At 60.1% G+C, this 14,930-nt stretch carries 14 protein-coding genes; 6 read left to right on the top strand and 8 right to left on the bottom strand.

The annotated features are described in order from the left end of the window. Positions 1-58: 58 nt before the first annotated feature. The 5 genes from rng to mreB form a co-directional block, all read right to left on the bottom strand. Positions 59-1,516 (bottom strand): ribonuclease G, encoded by a 1,458-nt coding sequence (gene rng, locus ACYZUA_RS27390; protein ID WP_461961355.1) that lies wholly within the window; start codon positions 1,514-1,516, stop codon positions 59-61. Between the two features lie 57 nt (positions 1,517-1,573). Further along, positions 1,574-2,170, bottom strand: coding sequence for a Maf family protein (locus ACYZUA_RS27395; protein ID WP_461961356.1), 597 nt, complete (start codon positions 2,168-2,170; stop codon positions 1,574-1,576). Positions 2,171-2,371: 201 nt separating this feature from the next. Then, positions 2,372-2,863 carry a rod shape-determining protein MreD gene (gene mreD, locus ACYZUA_RS27400; RefSeq protein ID WP_461961357.1) on the bottom strand — a complete coding sequence of 164 codons (492 nt, stop codon included), beginning with the start codon at positions 2,861-2,863 and terminating at the stop codon, positions 2,372-2,374. Beyond that, positions 2,863-3,972 carry a rod shape-determining protein MreC gene (gene mreC, locus ACYZUA_RS27405; protein ID WP_461961358.1) on the bottom strand — a complete coding sequence of 370 codons (1,110 nt, stop codon included), beginning with the start codon at positions 3,970-3,972 and terminating at the stop codon, positions 2,863-2,865. The genes mreD and mreC overlap by 1 nt, the downstream gene beginning before the upstream one ends. Positions 3,973-4,150: 178 nt before the next feature. Beyond that, positions 4,151-5,188 (bottom strand): rod shape-determining protein MreB, encoded by a 1,038-nt coding sequence (gene mreB, locus ACYZUA_RS27410; protein WP_002555108.1) that lies wholly within the window; start codon positions 5,186-5,188, stop codon positions 4,151-4,153. Between the two features lie 214 nt (positions 5,189-5,402). On the opposite strand from mreB, the gene gatC reads away from it, so the two are divergent. The 6 genes from gatC (at position 5,403) to ACYZUA_RS27440 (ending at position 10,626) form a co-directional block, all read left to right on the top strand. Continuing rightward, on the top strand, positions 5,403-5,690 hold the full coding sequence (gatC, locus tag ACYZUA_RS27415; protein WP_008026876.1) for an Asp-tRNA(Asn)/Glu-tRNA(Gln) amidotransferase subunit GatC: 288 nt from the start codon (positions 5,403-5,405) through the stop codon (positions 5,688-5,690). Positions 5,691-5,706: 16 nt separating this feature from the next. After that, positions 5,707-7,158 (top strand): Asp-tRNA(Asn)/Glu-tRNA(Gln) amidotransferase subunit GatA, encoded by a 1,452-nt coding sequence (gene gatA, locus ACYZUA_RS27420; RefSeq protein WP_461961359.1) that lies wholly within the window; start codon positions 5,707-5,709, stop codon positions 7,156-7,158. A gap of 10 nt (positions 7,159-7,168) precedes the next feature. Next, positions 7,169-8,614, top strand: a complete 1,446-nt coding sequence (gene gatB / locus ACYZUA_RS27425; RefSeq protein ID WP_111450415.1) for an Asp-tRNA(Asn)/Glu-tRNA(Gln) amidotransferase subunit GatB — start codon at positions 7,169-7,171, stop codon at positions 8,612-8,614. 148 nt (positions 8,615-8,762) lie between these two features. Next, the gene (locus ACYZUA_RS27430) at positions 8,763-9,137 is read left to right on the top strand and encodes a septal ring lytic transglycosylase RlpA family protein (RefSeq protein ID WP_461961360.1); all 375 of its coding nucleotides are present in this window, start codon (positions 8,763-8,765) and stop codon (positions 9,135-9,137) included. A 50-nt stretch (positions 9,138-9,187) separates the two neighbouring features. Further along, the gene (locus ACYZUA_RS27435) at positions 9,188-10,237 is read left to right on the top strand and encodes a calcium/sodium antiporter (protein ID WP_461961361.1); all 1,050 of its coding nucleotides are present in this window, start codon (positions 9,188-9,190) and stop codon (positions 10,235-10,237) included. Positions 10,238-10,245: 8 nt separating this feature from the next. Further along, the gene (locus ACYZUA_RS27440; protein ID WP_134096699.1) at positions 10,246-10,626 is read left to right on the top strand and encodes a carboxymuconolactone decarboxylase family protein; all 381 of its coding nucleotides are present in this window, start codon (positions 10,246-10,248) and stop codon (positions 10,624-10,626) included. A gap of 155 nt (positions 10,627-10,781) precedes the next feature. Here the strand turns inward: ACYZUA_RS27440 and ACYZUA_RS27445 are convergent, their stop codons facing one another. The 3 genes from ACYZUA_RS27445 to ACYZUA_RS27455 form a co-directional block, all read right to left on the bottom strand. Continuing rightward, positions 10,782-11,723: an AEC family transporter gene (locus ACYZUA_RS27445; protein ID WP_150658787.1), complete on the bottom strand. Its 942-nt coding sequence runs from the start codon at positions 11,721-11,723 to the stop codon at positions 10,782-10,784. 180 nt (positions 11,724-11,903) lie between these two features. Then, positions 11,904-13,457 carry a galactarate dehydratase gene (gene garD, locus ACYZUA_RS27450; protein ID WP_461961362.1) on the bottom strand — a complete coding sequence of 518 codons (1,554 nt, stop codon included), beginning with the start codon at positions 13,455-13,457 and terminating at the stop codon, positions 11,904-11,906. An 11-nt stretch (positions 13,458-13,468) separates the two neighbouring features. After that, the gene (locus tag ACYZUA_RS27455) at positions 13,469-14,923 is read right to left on the bottom strand and encodes an MFS transporter (protein ID WP_461964136.1); all 1,455 of its coding nucleotides are present in this window, start codon (positions 14,921-14,923) and stop codon (positions 13,469-13,471) included. Between the last annotated feature and the right edge of the window lie 7 nt (positions 14,924-14,930).

A 14,930-nucleotide genomic window follows, 5' to 3' on the forward strand; every position in this document is an offset into this window, starting at 1 on the left:
GCAAAAATACTGCAAAAAGCTGAGGCCAGCCGTTCTAGCAGGGTGGAAAGACAGCGATTCAGAGCAGCACCACGTCGTATTGTTCCTGGGAATACATGGTTTCCACCTGGAACCGGATGGTGCGTCCGATAAAACCTTCGAGCTCGGCGACATTGCCCGATTCTTCATCGAGCAAACGGTCGACCACTTTCTGGTTTGCCAATACACGATAGCCTTCCGCCTGATAGGCGCGAGCTTCGCGGAGGATTTCGCGGAAAATCTCGTAGCAAACAGTTTCCGGCGTCTTCAGCTTGCCGCGGCCCTGGCAGCTGCTGCACGGTTCGCACAGCACTTGTTCAAGACTTTCGCGGGTGCGCTTGCGGGTCATCTGCACCAGGCCCAACTCGGTGATGCCGATGATGTTGGTCTTGGCGTGATCGCGTTCCAGTTGCTTCTCGAGCGTGCGCAGCACCTGACGCTGGTGCTCTTCATCTTCCATGTCGATGAAGTCGATGATGATGATCCCGCCCAGGTTGCGCAGGCGCAGCTGACGAGCGATGGCGGTCGCGGCTTCGAGGTTGGTCTTGAAGATGGTTTCTTCGAGGTTGCGATGACCGACGAACGCCCCGGTGTTGACGTCGATGGTGCTCATGGCTTCCGCCGGATCGACCACCAGGTAACCGCCGGATTTCAGCGGGACTTTGCGCTCCAGGGCTTTCTGGATTTCGTCTTCGACGCCGTACAGGTCGAAGATCGGCCGTTCGCCAGGGTAATGCTCAAGACGATCGGCGATTTCCGGCATCAGCTCGGCGACGAACTGCGTGGTTTTCTGGAAGGTTTCCCGGGAGTCGATCCGGATCTTCTCGATCTTCGGGCTCACCAGGTCACGCAAGGTGCGCAGCGCCAGGCCGAGGTCTTCATAGATCACACTCGGCGCGCTGATGGTTTTGATCTGCTCGTTGATCTGATCCCAGAGACGACGCAGGTAGCGAATGTCCATGAGGATTTCATCGGCACCGGCACCTTCGGCAGCGGTACGCAGGATGAAGCCACCGACCTCTTGAATGCCTTCTTTGGCCACGCAATCGGTGACCACTTGCTTGAGTCGTTCGCGCTCGGCTTCGTCTTCGATCTTCAACGAAATGCCAACGTGCGAGGTGCGCGGCATGTACACCAGATAACGCGATGGAATCGACAACTGAGTCGTCAGGCGTGCGCCTTTGGAGCCGATCGGGTCCTTGGTCACTTGCACCACCAGGCTCTGACCTTCGTGAACCAGAGCGCTGATGCTCTCGACCGCCGGGCCTTCGCGCAGGGAAATTTCCGAGGCATGAATGAACGCTGCGCGGTCCAGACCAATATCGACGAATGCCGCCTGCATGCCGGGCAATACCCGCACGACCTTGCCTTTATAGATGTTGCCGACGATCCCGCGCTTTTGCGTGCGCTCGACGTGGACCTCTTGCAGAACACCGTTTTCAACCACCGCCACGCGCGATTCCATCGGCGTGATGTTGATCAGGATCTCTTCACTCATGGCAGGGTCTCGTTCAGGCATGTTCACGATAATGGCCGCATCTTGTCAGTACGACGCTCAACGCGCGTTAAGGGTTTGCCAACAGGGTATGCCGAAATGGCCAAGCAGCTCAGCGGTTTCGCACAGCGGTAACCCGACTACCGCCGAGTAACTGCCATTGAGCCCGGCGACGAACACCGCGCCGAGTCCTTGAATGCCGTAGCCGCCGGCCTTGTCTTGCGGCTCGCCGCTGGCCCAGTAGGCCACCGCTTCATCGCGATTGATGTTGCGAAAACGCACCAGACTGCGCACCACCCGAGACTCGCAACGCTCACTCTCTCGCACCGCGATCGCCGTCAGGACTTCATGTTCACACCCGGACAACATCATAAGCATGGCGCACGCCTCGGCTTCATCAACCGGCTTGCCGAGTATTTTTCCGTCCAGCACCACGGCGGTGTCGGCGCCCAGCACGCAAAAATCTGCGTCAGACACGACAGTCCCCCGCCCGGCCTCGGCTTTGCCGCGCGCCAGGCGCTCGACATAAGCCGTCGGGGATTCATCTTCTAAAGGAGTTTCATCGATGTCCGCGCGGATGACGGAGAACGGCACGCCGATCTGCGTGAGCAGTTCACGCCGACGCGGCGAGCCTGAGGCGAGGTACAGCTGTTTCATCAAGACATCTCCCTGTTTAGTGCCCTGCCTCACAAATACTGTTCCTTTTTGGCGGCGCCTGTTGTAGCCATACTGCGTTGCCGCTCCTCGCCATAGCGAGCTATGACTCGTCGCGGCGCCTTGCCTGGCAACAACAGCCACTCGCCAAAAAGGAACGTATTTGCGAGGCAGGGCACCGGTACGGGCAAATGCCTGACCGAATTAGTTGATTTTGTAGCGTCGACGCAAACCGCGCAAACCGTAGCTGATCCATGGCCAGAGCAGTGCACTGACCAATGCCGGCAAGACCAGCGCCAGCGTCGGCTGACGATTGCCGGTCAGGGCGCTGAGCCATAGTTGAACAAGCTGCGCGAGGCCGAAGATCACCAGGATCACCAGGCTCTGTTGCCACATCGGGAACATGCGCAGGCGTTGTTGCAGCGCCAGCACCAGGTACGTGATCAACGTCAGGATCAACGCGTTCTGGCCCAGCAGCGTGCCATAAAGCACGTCTTCAGCCAGGCCCAGGCACCACGCGGTGACCATCCCGACTTTCTGCGGCATGGCTAACGCCCAGAACGCCAGCAGCAAGGCCAGCCACAGTGGACGGAGGATTTCCATGAATTGCGGCAGCGGCGAAACGCTGAGCAGCATGCCTATGGCGAATGTCAGCCAGATCATCCAGCCGTTTCGGGAGGCAGTAGCACCCACCATTATTCTCGTCCCCCAGTAGTAGCCGGCGCAGAGACAGGCGGTTTGGCAGCAGGCTTCACGGCAGCGGGCGGTTTAGCGGCCGCAGGTTGTGTCGCGGGCGGTTTGCTGGCGGCAGGTTTCGCAGGAGCAGGATGAGTTGCCGCAGGTTTAGGCGGGGTTGTGGCGGCAGGGGCAATCGTCGGCGCAACCGGCGCCACGGGCGCAGCAACAGCTGCCGGGACGAGGGCAGGTTTCGGCACGCTCGCAGGAATGATCGGTCCACCACCGTGCTGGTCCAAGGCTTCTTGAGCCTGGGCAGCATCGTTGGCGCGCTCTTCGGCTGTGCGGCCGTCAGTGAACACCAGCAGCAAGTAGCGGCTGCGGTTCAAGGCGGCGGTCGGTACGGCACGCACGATAGCGAACGGCTGACCGGAATCGTGGATCACTTCCTTGACCGTCGCCACCGGGTAACCCGCCGGGAACCGCTGGCCCAGACCGGAGCTGACCAGCAGATCGCCTTCCTTGATGTCGGCGGTATCGGCCACATGACGCAACTCCAGGCGTTCCGGGTTGCCGGTGCCGCTGGCAATCGCCCGCAGACCGTTGCGGTTCACCTGCACCGGAATGCTGTGAGTGGTATCGGTCAGCAACAGCACACGAGAGGTGTACGGCATCAACTCGACCACCTGGCCCATCAGGCCGCGGGCATCGAGCACCGGCTGACCGAGGACCACACCGTCGCGCTCACCTTTGTTGATGATGATGCGGTGGGTGAAGGGATTGGGGTCCATGCCGATCAGCTCGGCCACTTCGACCTTCTCGTTGACCAGCGCGGAGGAGTTGAGCAACTCGCGCAGCCGAACGTTCTGCTCGGTGAGGGCGGCAAGCTTTTGCATGCGGCCCTGCAACAGCAGGTTTTCGGTTTTGAGTTTTTCGTTTTCGGCGACGAGTTCGGTACGGCTGCCAAATTGGCTGGCCACACCCTGCCATAGCCGCTGCGGCAGGTCGGTGATCCAGTAAGACTGCATCAGTACCAGCGACATTTGGCTACGCACTGGCTTGAGCAGTGTGAAGCGGGCATCGACCACCATCAGCGCGACCGATAGCACGACCAGCACCAACAAGCGCACGCCCAGTGAAGGCCCTTTGGTGAAAAGCGGTTTAATAAGCCGCTCCTCCCAGGCAAATGTTCTCTTTATTCATACGGCATCAAACCGGCCTGGATGCAGACTGACAGAAGATAAACGCCAACAGGCAGCACCGCAAAGTGCTGCCTGCGCGCCAACAGCATAGATGCGTCGGGCGAGATCACTCGCTCGACAGCAGGTCCATGGTGTGTTTATCCATCATTTCCAACGCACGGCCACCGCCGCGAGCAACGCAGGTCAGCGGGTCTTCGGCAACGATCACCGGCAGACCGGTTTCCTGGGCCAGCAACTTGTCGAGGTCACGCAGCAAGGCGCCACCACCGGTCAGTACCAGACCACGCTCGGCGATATCGGAAGCCAGTTCCGGAGGCGATTGCTCCAGTGCACTTTTCACAGCCTGAACGATGGTGGCCAGGGACTCTTGCAGAGCTTCCAGCACTTCATTGGAGTTCAGGGTGAATGCGCGTGGAACGCCTTCGGCCAGATTACGGCCACGAACATCGACTTCGCGAACTTCGCCGCCCGGGTAGGCAGTACCGATTTCCTGCTTGATGCGCTCGGCAGTGGATTCGCCGATCAGGCTGCCGTAGTTGCGACGCACGTAAGTGATGATCGCTTCGTCGAAGCGGTCGCCGCCAACCCGTACGGATTCGGCGTAAACCACACCGTTCAGGGAGATCAGCGCGATTTCGGTGGTACCGCCACCGATATCGACAACCATCGAGCCGCGAGCTTCTTCAACCGGCAGGCCGGCACCGATCGCAGCGGCCATTGGCTCTTCGATCAGGAACACTTCACGGGCACCGGCACCGAGGGCCGATTCACGGATGGCACGACGCTCAACCTGGGTGGATTTGCATGGAACGCAGATCAGCACACGAGGGCTAGGCTGCAGGAAGCTGTTTTCGTGAACCTTGTTGATAAAGTACTGCAGCATCTTTTCGCAAACGCTGAAGTCGGCGATCACACCGTCCTTCATCGGACGAATGGCAGCAATGTTGCCCGGCGTACGGCCGAGCATGCGCTTGGCCTCGGTGCCGACGGCAACGACACTTTTCTGGTTACCGTGTGTCCGAATAGCCACAACCGATGGCTCATTCAGGACGATACCGCGCTCGCGCACGTAAATAAGGGTGTTGGCAGTGCCCAGGTCAATGGAAAGATCGCTGGAAAACATGCCACGCAGTTTCTTGAACATGGGAAAGGGACCCTAGGCAACGCGTGGGTAAAAAAGTGCGGCAAACTCTAACAACGACAGGGATTTTGGGCAAGGCGCCAATATGTTAAATTGGCCGCTTTTCTGTGCACCAACCCCCACAATCGCGGCCTTATGACCGTAGAAATGCGGTAGTGTTCCGACAATCTAACACACGGATAGCATCCGTTCTGTTTTCCTTCCACTGGAGAATCCCATGACGCTTGAACGCTCCGACGTGGAAAAAATCGCTCATCTGGCCTGTCTTGGCCTTAATGATGCCGATCTTCCACACATCACTTCGGCCCTGAACAGCATTCTGGGACTGGTCGACGAAATGCAGGCGGTCAATACCGACGGTATCGAGCCGCTCGCCCACCCACTGGAAGCCAGCCAGCGCCTGCGTGCAGACGTCGTGACCGAGACCAATCATCGCGAGGCCTATCAGTCCATCGCACCAGCGGTCGAAAACGGCCTGTACCTGGTTCCGAAAGTCATCGACTAAAGGGAAAGAGCCTGCAATGCATCAATTGACTCTGACCGAGATCGCCCGCGGTCTCGCCGATAAAAAGTTTTCTTCCGAAGAGCTGACCAAAACCCTGCTGGCGCGTATCGCCCAGCTCGATCCGCAGCTCAACAGTTTCATCAGCCTCACCGAAGACCTGGCGCTCCAGCAGGCGAAAGCCGCTGACGCACGCCGCGCCAATGGTGAGAGCGGCGCCCTGCTCGGTGCGCCGATCGCCCACAAAGACCTGTTCTGCACCCAGGGCATCCGCACCAGCTGCGGCTCGAAGATGCTCGACAACTTTAAAGCACCGTACGACGCCACCGTGGTCGCCAAGCTGGCCGCCGCGGGTGCCGTGACGCTGGGCAAGACCAACATGGACGAATTCGCCATGGGTTCGGCCAACGAGTCGAGCTATTACGGCGCGGTGAAAAACCCGTGGAACCTGGAACACGTTCCGGGCGGCTCGTCTGGCGGTTCCGCGGCAGCAGTTGCCGCGCGTCTCCTGCCGGCAGCCACTGGCACCGACACGGGCGGCTCGATCCGTCAGCCGGCCGCACTGACCAACCTCACTGGCCTGAAACCGACGTACGGTCGCGTTTCACGCTGGGGCATGATCGCCTACGCTTCCAGCCTCGATCAGGGCGGCCCTCTGGCCCGCACCGCCGAAGACTGCGCGATCCTGTTGCAAGGCATGGCCGGTTTCGACCCGCAAGACTCCACCAGCATCGACGAGCCCGTGCCTGATTACAGCGCGGGCCTCAACGGTTCGCTGCAAGGCCTGCGCATCGGCGTTCCTAAAGAGTATTTCAGCGCCGGTCTCGACCCGCGTATTGCCGACCTGGTTATGGCCAGTGTCGAAGAGCTGAAAAAGCTCGGTGCCGTGATCAAGGAAATCAGCCTGCCGAACATGCAGCACGCGATTCCTGCGTACTACGTGATTGCCCCGGCAGAAGCCTCTTCCAACCTGTCGCGTTTTGACGGCGTGCGTTTCGGCTACCGCTGCGAAGACCCGAAAAACCTGGAAGACCTGTACAAGCGTTCCCGTGGCGAAGGTTTCGGCCCGGAAGTGCAGCGCCGGATCATGGTCGGTGCCTACGCGCTGTCGGCCGGTTACTACGACGCCTACTACCTGAAGGCACAGAAAATCCGCCGTCTGATCAAGAACGACTTCATGGCTGCCTTCAATGAGGTCGACATCATCCTCGGCCCAACCACGCCGAACCCGGCCTGGAAACTCGGCGCCAAGAACAGCGACCCGGTTGCTGCGTACCTCGAAGACGTCTACACGATTACCGCCAACCTCGCCGGTCTGCCAGGCTTGTCCATGCCAGCCGGTTTTGTCGATGGTCTGCCGGTCGGCGTGCAATTGCTCGCCCCGTATTTCCAGGAAGGCCGTTTGCTCAACGTTGCGCACCAGTATCAGTTGAACACTGACTGGCACACCCGCACCCCAACCGGCTTCTGAGGAGAAACACATGCAATGGGAAGTCGTGATCGGGCTGGAGATTCACACCCAGCTCACCACCCGGTCGAAAATCTTTTCCGGTAGTTCCACCACCTTCGGTTCCGAGCCGAACACCCAGGCCAGCCTGGTTGATCTCGGTATGCCTGGCGTACTGCCGGTGCTGAACCAGGAAGCAGTGCGCATGGCGGTGATGTTCGGTCTGGCGATTGATGCCGAGATTGGCCAGCACAACGTGTTCGCGCGTAAGAACTATTTCTACCCGGACCTGCCGAAGGGCTACCAGATCAGCCAGATGGAATTGCCGATCGTTGGCAAAGGCCACCTGGACATCGCGCTGGAAGACGGCACGGTCAAACGCGTCGGCATCACCCGCGCGCACCTGGAAGAAGACGCCGGTAAAAGCCTGCACGAAGAATTCAGCGGTGCCACCGGCATCGACCTGAACCGTGCCGGCACGCCGCTGCTGGAAATCGTGTCCGAGCCGGACATGCGCAGCGCTAAAGAAGCCGTGGCTTACGTCAAGGCAGTCCACGCACTGGTGCGTTACCTCGGCATCTGCGACGGCAACATGGCCGAAGGTTCGCTGCGTTGCGACTGCAACGTGTCGATCCGTCCGAAAGGCCAGGTTGAATTCGGCACACGCTGCGAGATCAAGAACGTCAACTCGTTCCGCTTTATCGAGAAGGCGATCAACACCGAAGTGCAGCGTCAGATCGAACTGATCGAAGACGGCGGCAGAGTGATCCAGCAGACCCGTCTGTACGATCCGAACAAGGACGAAACCCGTCCGATGCGCAGCAAAGAGGAAGCCAACGACTACCGTTACTTCCCCGATCCGGACCTGCTGCCGGTGGTCATCGAAGACTCATTCCTCGACGACGTGCGCGCCACACTGCCAGAACTGCCACCGCAGAAACGCGAGCGCTTCCAGGCGCAGTTCGGTCTGTCGGTCTACGACGCCAGCGTCCTGGCCACCAGCCGCGAGCAAGCCGATTACTTCGAGAAAGTCGTGAGCATCGGCGGCGACGCCAAGCTGGCGGCCAACTGGGTGATGGTTGAACTGGGCAGCCTGTTGAACAAACAGGGCCTGGACATCGATCAGTCGCCGGTCTCGGCCGAGCAACTGGGCGGCATGCTGCTGCGCATCACCGACAACACCATCTCCGGCAAGATCGCCAAAGTGGTGTTTGAAGCCATGGCCAACGGCGAAGGCAGCGCGGACGAGATCATCGACAAGCGCGGCTTGAAGCAAGTGACCGACACGGGCGCGATCTCGGCAGTGCTGGACGAAATGCTCGCGGCCAATGCCGAACAAGTTGAGCAGTACCGCGCGGCAGACGAAGCCAAACGCGGCAAGATGTTCGGCTTCTTCGTCGGCCAGGCCATGAAAGCCTCCAAAGGCAAGGCCAACCCGCAACAGGTTAACGAACTGCTGAAAAGCAAGCTCGAAGGCTGATCGCAATGGAGCCAGTTTTAAAGCCTGGCTCTACCCCTTGTGGGAGCGAGCCTGCTCGCGATGACGGCGGCACAGCCATCATTGATGTGACTGACAGTCCGCCATCGCGAGCAGGCTCGCTCCCACATTTGTTTTTGGGACTTTCTAAATGAAGCGTCTGCTCAGTGCCTGCGCCCTGCTCTCTCTGCTGGCCGGTTGCGCCAGCACCGATGCCATCGATCCACACGGCTACGACAAGACCGGCGTAGCTTCGTATTACGGCGCCAAACACCATGGCAAACGCACCGCCAGTGGCGAGCGTTTCAACCAGCACGGCCTGACCGCCGCCCATCGTCAGTTGCCGTTCGGCACCCGGGTGAAGATTACCAACCTGAATAACGACAGGTCCTGCGTGGTGCGCGTCAACGACCGCGGGCCATACTCTCGTGGACGCCTGATCGACGTGTCACGTGAAGCGGCCGAACAGTTGGGCATGTTGCGCAGCGGCACCGCGAAGGTTCGCGTGCAAGCCCTCGACGACTGATAGACGGAGCACCAACCATTTTCGGACTTGCCGATATACCCCTGATCAGCGTGATTGAATTGCTCGGCGGCTTGCTGTTGCTGATCGCCGGCGCTGAGTTGATGGTGCGCGCCGCCGTCCGCCTCGCCGCGCGCCTGCATGTACGACCACTGATTATCGGCCTGACCATCGTCGCCCTCGGCAGCAGCGCACCGCAGATGGCGGTCAGCCTGCAAGCGACCCTGGCGCAGAACGCCGACATCGCCGTCGGCAGTGTGATCGGCAGTAGCATCTTCAACATCCTCGTCACCCTCGGGCTCTCGGCGCTGATCATCCCGCTGCGGGTTTCACGGCAACTGGTGCGCCTGGATATTCCGCTGATGATCGGCGCTAGCCTGCTGGTGTTCGTATTGGCGTGGAACGAAGAACTGACCCGCGCCGATGGCGTGATGCTGCTGGCAGCACTGGCGTTGTATCTGGGCCTGTTGCTGCGCCAGTCACGACACTCGGTCCGTCCACAATCGACCACCCACGAAGTCCCGCAAGCGCCATGGTTCAGCAGCCTGCTGATGATCGTCGTGGGTTTGGCGATGCTGGTCTACGCCGGTCACTTGCTGTTGGGCGCGGCGGTTTCGGTCGCGACCGATCTGGGGTTGTCGGAGCGGATCATCGGCCTGACCATCGTCGCCGTCAGCACCTCCCTGCCGGAATTGGCCACCTCGTTGATCGCCGCCTTGCGTGGTGAGCGCGACATCGCCGTGGGCAACGTGATCGGCAGCAATCTGTTCAACCTCTTGGGCGTGCTGGGCTTCACCGCGCTGATCGCGCCATCGCCGCTGTCGGTATCACCCAACGCCTTGGACTTCGACTTGCCGGTGATGCTCGGCGTCGCGGTGTTGTGCCTGCCGATGTTCTATTCCGGTTACCGGGTGACCCGCGCCGAAGGTCTGCTGTTTTTGGGTTTGTATCTGGCTTACGGTCTGCACGTGGTGTCGTTCACCACCGGCATGCCGCTGGCTGGCAAGCTTGAACACCTGATGCTGTTTTTTGTCCTGCCGGCGCTGATGGCGTTTTTGCTGTTCACGTCGCTGCGCGCCTGGCGTCGCCAACACCACAATTAGGAATTGCCATGACCGATGATAAAAAGCCTGGCGTTGAAGTACGCCGCCAAGTGATGGGCGACGCCTTCGTCGACCGCGCGCTGGGCAATGCCACCGAGTTCACGCAACCGCTGCAGGATTTCGTCAACGAGCACGCCTGGGGCGGCGTCTGGAACCGCGAAGGTTTGCCATTGAAAACCCGCAGCCTGATCACCCTCGCCGCCCTGACCGCCTTGAAGTGCCCGCAGGAATTGAAAGGTCACGTGCGCGGTGCGCTGAACAATGGCTGCACCGTGGAAGAGATTCGTGAAGCGCTGCTGCATTGCGCGGTGTATGCCGGTGTCCCGGCGGCCATCGATGCGTTTCGGGCGGCGCAGGAAGTGATCGATAGCTACCAGAAGCCGGAATAAGCCGCCGTCATTTTCGTTGCCAGGTCTACCGCCATCGCGAGCAGGCTCGCTCCCACAGGGATCTTCGGTGTTCACTACATTTGATTAACAACACTGAACCTGTGGGAGCGAGCCTGCTCGCGATGAGGCCCTGAAGAACACCACAAATCCCGCAGCTAAATCCACCCGCCCCACTGCAACAGGAAGATCCCGATGTTGGTGGTAACCGCCGCCATCAACGTGGTGATCACGATGATCGCTGCCGCCAGTTCATGATTGCCATTGGCCTGACGGGCCATGACAAAACTGGCAGCGGCGGTCGGGCTGCCGAAGTACAGAAACAGAATCCCCAACTCCGCCCCACGAAAGCCCCAGAGCCACGCCCCCAGTGTCGCCAGCACCGGCAGGCCGATCATCTTCACCAGGCTCGAGCTCAGCGCCATGTTGCCGCTTTTGCGCAGGGCAGCCAGCGACAGCGTGCCGCCAATGCAGATCAGCGCCAGCGGCAAGGTGGTTTGCGCCAGGTATTGGCCGGACGTCTCCAGCCATCCCGGCAAGCCGATCTTGAAGTAGGCAAACGGCGCCGCCGCAAACACGCTGATGATCAGCGGATTAACCATCACGCTTTTGCAGATGCTCCAGGGGTCGGACTTGATCACCGGGCTGTACACCGCCAGCACAATGGTCGAGAGCGTGTTGTAAAACAGGATCACCAACGCTGCGAGAATCGCCCCGAGGGAAATCCCATAGTCGCCGTACATGCTTGCCGCCAGTGCGAGGCCGATCACCCCGTTGTTGCCGCGAAAGGCGCCCTGGGTGTAGATCCCCCGGTCTTCCCGCGGGCACTTCCAGATCGCCCAGCCCCAGGCGATGGCAAAACAGACCAGGGTAGCGAGCGAGAAGTAGATGAGCAGCGCCGGTTGCAACGCAGCGTGCAGGTCGGCATGCAGGATGCCCAGAAACAACAACGCCGGCATGGTGACGTTGAATACCAGTGCCGATGCAGTGTGGATGAAATTGTCGTTGATCCAGTCGATGCGCTTGAGCAGCGCCCCCAGAAACAGCATGGCAAACACCGGCGCGGTGATGTTCAGGGTTTCGAGGAAGATAGCCAGCATGCCGGGGTAACCTTGGGTGAGCGTCGTTAGGGGGCTAATGATAAGCCACGGAGGACATCGGCGTCTGGGAGAACGCTATCGCGGGCAAGCCTTGCTCCTACAGGTCTGAGTCGTACGCAATGGCGCGAACGACATAAAACCGTAGGAGCAAGGCTTGCCCGCGAAGCAGGCGACTCGGTCTTAGGTGATCGGCGCCGGGTTAAACAGGGTGATGTCGTTATGCAGCTTGTGCTTCTCCGCCCACGTCTGCTTTTTGCCGCTGGCCACATCCAGGTAGTAGTGAAATAACTCCCAGCCAAGGTCTTCAATCGAGGCCCGCCCGGTCGCAATCCGCCCGGCATCGATGTCGATCAAGTCCGGCCAACGCTGCGCCAGCTCGGTCCGGGTCGACACCTTCACCACCGGCGCCATCGCCAAACCATACGGTGTGCCACGCCCGGTAGTGAACACATGCAGGTTCATCCCCGCCGCCAATTGCAACGTCCCGCAGACAAAGTCACTGGCCGGGGTCGCACAGAAGATCAGCCCTTTGCGCTTGAAGCGCTCACCAGGACCCAGCACCCCGTTGATCGCGCTGCTGCCGGATTTGACGATCGAGCCCAGGGACTTTTCGACAATATTCGACAACCCGCCCTTCTTGTTGCCCGGCGTGGTGTTGGCGCTGCGATCCGCTTCGCCCTTGGCCAGGTAACGGTCGTACCAGTCCATCTCGCGCACCAGTTCCTGAGCAACTTCCTCAGTCTCTGCACGGGAAGTCAGCAGGTAAATCGCATCGCGCACTTCGGTGACTTCGGAAAACATCACCGTCGCGCCGGCGCGCAATAACAGGTCCGAGGCATAGCCCAACGCCGGGTTGGCGGTGATCCCGGAAAACGCATCGCTGCCGCCGCACTGCATACCGAGAATCAGCTCGGACGCCGGCACGGTTTCCCGGCGACGTTGATCGAGCTTCTTCAAACGAGTTTCGGCCAGCGCCATGATCTGCTCGATCATCTCGGTAAAACCGTGACTGGAATCCTGCAAGCGGTACAGCCACGGATCGCTCAAATCCACCGAGCTGTCGTTCTCGTGCATCACCTGCCCGGCCTGCAATTTCTCGCAACCCAGGCTGATCACCAAGGCTTCGCCACCCAGGTTAGGGTTGCGCGCGAGGTTGCGCACCGTGCGGATCGGGATGTACGCGTCAGTCGCGGTAATCGCCACGCCACAGCCGTAGCTGTGAGTCAGCGCGACCACGTCATCGACGTTCGGATAGAGCGGCAGCAATTCATCCTTGATGCGCTTGACCGCATGATCGAGCACACCGGTGACGCACTGAACCGTCGTGGTAATCCCGAGAATGTTGCGCGTGCCGACGGTGCCGTCGGCGTTGCGATAACCCTCGAACGTGAAGCCTTCCAGCGGTGCCTGCGCCGTCGGCACTTCGGTGGACAGCGGCAAGCTGTCCAGCGGTGGCGCGGTGGGCATGCGCAGTTGATCTTCCTTGACCCAGCTACCGCGCGGAATTGGCTGCAACGCGTAGCCGATGGTCTGCCCGTAACGAATCACCTGGCCGCCCTCGGAAATGTCTTCCAGGGTGACCTTGTGGCTCTGTGGCACGAAATCCACGGTGACCAGGCCGTCCGGAAACTCGGTGCCGGCCGGCACGCCCTGGTCGTTGACCACGATCACTACGTTGTCCCGCTCGTGCAGGCGGATGTAACGCGGCGAGTCAGAATGTTCAATCAACTGCATGACGCCGCTCCTCAGGAATGCGCTTGAGACAATTTGTTATTGGTTTCAGGACCGCTGACGGGCGGCTCCTTGAGTACCACACGTTTGATCGGACCGACGATTACCAGGTAGCTGAATACCGCGACCAAGGCGTTGCAACCGACAAACACCAGCGCCCATTTGAACGAGCCGGTGGAGCTGATGATGTAGCCGATGACAATCGGGGTGGTGATCGACGCGATGTTGCCGAAGGTGTTGAACAAGCCACCGCTGAGACCGGCGATCTGTTTTGGCGAGGTGTCAGACACCACGGCCCAACCCAGCGCACCCACGCCTTTGCCGAAGAATGCCAGGGCCATGAAGCCGACGACCATCCATTCAACGTCTACATAGTTGCAGGCCACGATGCTGCTGGAGACCAGCAAACCAGCAATGATCGGCGCCTTGCGGGCGAAGGTCAGGGAATGGCCCTTGCGCAGCAGGTAGTCGGAAATCACGCCGCCGAGCACGCCACCAATGAAGCCGCAGATCGCCGGCAACGAGGCGATGAAACCGGCCTTGAGGATGGTCATGCCGCGTTCTTGCACCAGGTACACCGGGAACCAGGTCAGGAAGAAGTAGGTGATGCCGTTGATGCAGTATTGGCCCAGATACACACCGAGCATCATGCGGTTGGTCAGCAACTGGCGGATGTAGTCCCACTTCGGACCGTCGCCCTTTTTGCCTTTGCCTTTGCCTTTGTCCTGGTCCATGTCGACCATGCCGCCGTTGTCGGCGATGTGCTTGAACTCGGCCTCATTGATCATCGGGTGTTGGCGCGGGCTATAGATCACCTTCAGCCAGATCCCCGAGAAGACGATGCCGATCACGCCCATGACGATGAACACGTGCTGCCAGCCAAAGCTGTAAACGATCCAACCCATCAGCGGTGCGAACAACACGGTGGCGAAGTATTGCGCCGAGTTGAAGATCGCAGACGCCGTACCTCGTTCAGCGGTCGGAAACCAGGCCGCCACAATGCGTGCGTTGCCGGGGAAGGATGGCGCTTCGGCCAGGCCCACCAAAAAGCGCAGCATGAACAGCGCAACCACTGCCGTGGACATGCCGAACTCACCGACATAGCCCTGCAACACGGTGAACAGCGACCAGGTAAAGATGCTGAGCGCGTAGATTTTTTTCGAGCCGAAACGGTCCAGCAACCAGCCACCGGGAATTTGCCCGGCCACGTAGGCCCAACCGAATGCGGAGAAGATATAGCCGAGGGTGACCGCGTCGATGCCGAGGTCTTTTTGCAGGCTGGAGCCCGCGATGGCGATGGTAGCCCGGTCGGCGTAGTTGATCGTGGTCACCAGAAAAAGCATGAGCAAAATCAAATAGCGGACGTGGGTCGGCTTGGTCGCTTGCATGTAGATGTACTCCCACTGATTATTTTTATGCGCGGGTGAATCTTTGGTTTTTCTGTGGGAGCGAGCCTGCTCGCGATGCAGACGCCGC

It is taken from the genome of Pseudomonas sp. LS2P72 (assembly GCF_054897865.1).

Excerpts from the sequence above, each read along its gene's own strand:
- ACYZUA_RS27395 (WP_461961356.1), bottom strand. The coding sequence starts at position 2,170 with ATGAAACAGCTGTACCTCGCCTCAGGCTCGCCGCGTCGGCGTGAACTG.
- mreD (WP_461961357.1), bottom strand. The coding sequence starts at position 2,863 with ATGGTGGGTGCTACTGCCTCCCGAAACGGCTGGATGATCTGGCTGACA.
- rng (WP_461961355.1), bottom strand. The coding sequence starts at position 1,516 with ATGAGTGAAGAGATCCTGATCAACATCACGCCGATGGAATCGCGCGTG.
- gatA (WP_461961359.1), top strand. The coding sequence starts at position 5,707 with ATGCATCAATTGACTCTGACCGAGATCGCCCGCGGTCTCGCCGATAAA.
- gatB (WP_111450415.1), top strand. The coding sequence starts at position 7,169 with ATGCAATGGGAAGTCGTGATCGGGCTGGAGATTCACACCCAGCTCACC.
- ACYZUA_RS27440 (WP_134096699.1), top strand. The coding sequence starts at position 10,246 with ATGACCGATGATAAAAAGCCTGGCGTTGAAGTACGCCGCCAAGTGATG.
- garD (WP_461961362.1), bottom strand. The coding sequence starts at position 13,457 with ATGCAGTTGATTGAACATTCTGACTCGCCGCGTTACATCCGCCTGCAC.
- ACYZUA_RS27445 (WP_150658787.1), bottom strand. The coding sequence starts at position 11,723 with ATGCTGGCTATCTTCCTCGAAACCCTGAACATCACCGCGCCGGTGTTT.
- ACYZUA_RS27430 (WP_461961360.1), top strand. The coding sequence starts at position 8,763 with ATGAAGCGTCTGCTCAGTGCCTGCGCCCTGCTCTCTCTGCTGGCCGGT.
- gatC (WP_008026876.1), top strand. The coding sequence starts at position 5,403 with ATGACGCTTGAACGCTCCGACGTGGAAAAAATCGCTCATCTGGCCTGT.
- mreB (WP_002555108.1), bottom strand. The coding sequence starts at position 5,188 with ATGTTCAAGAAACTGCGTGGCATGTTTTCCAGCGATCTTTCCATTGAC.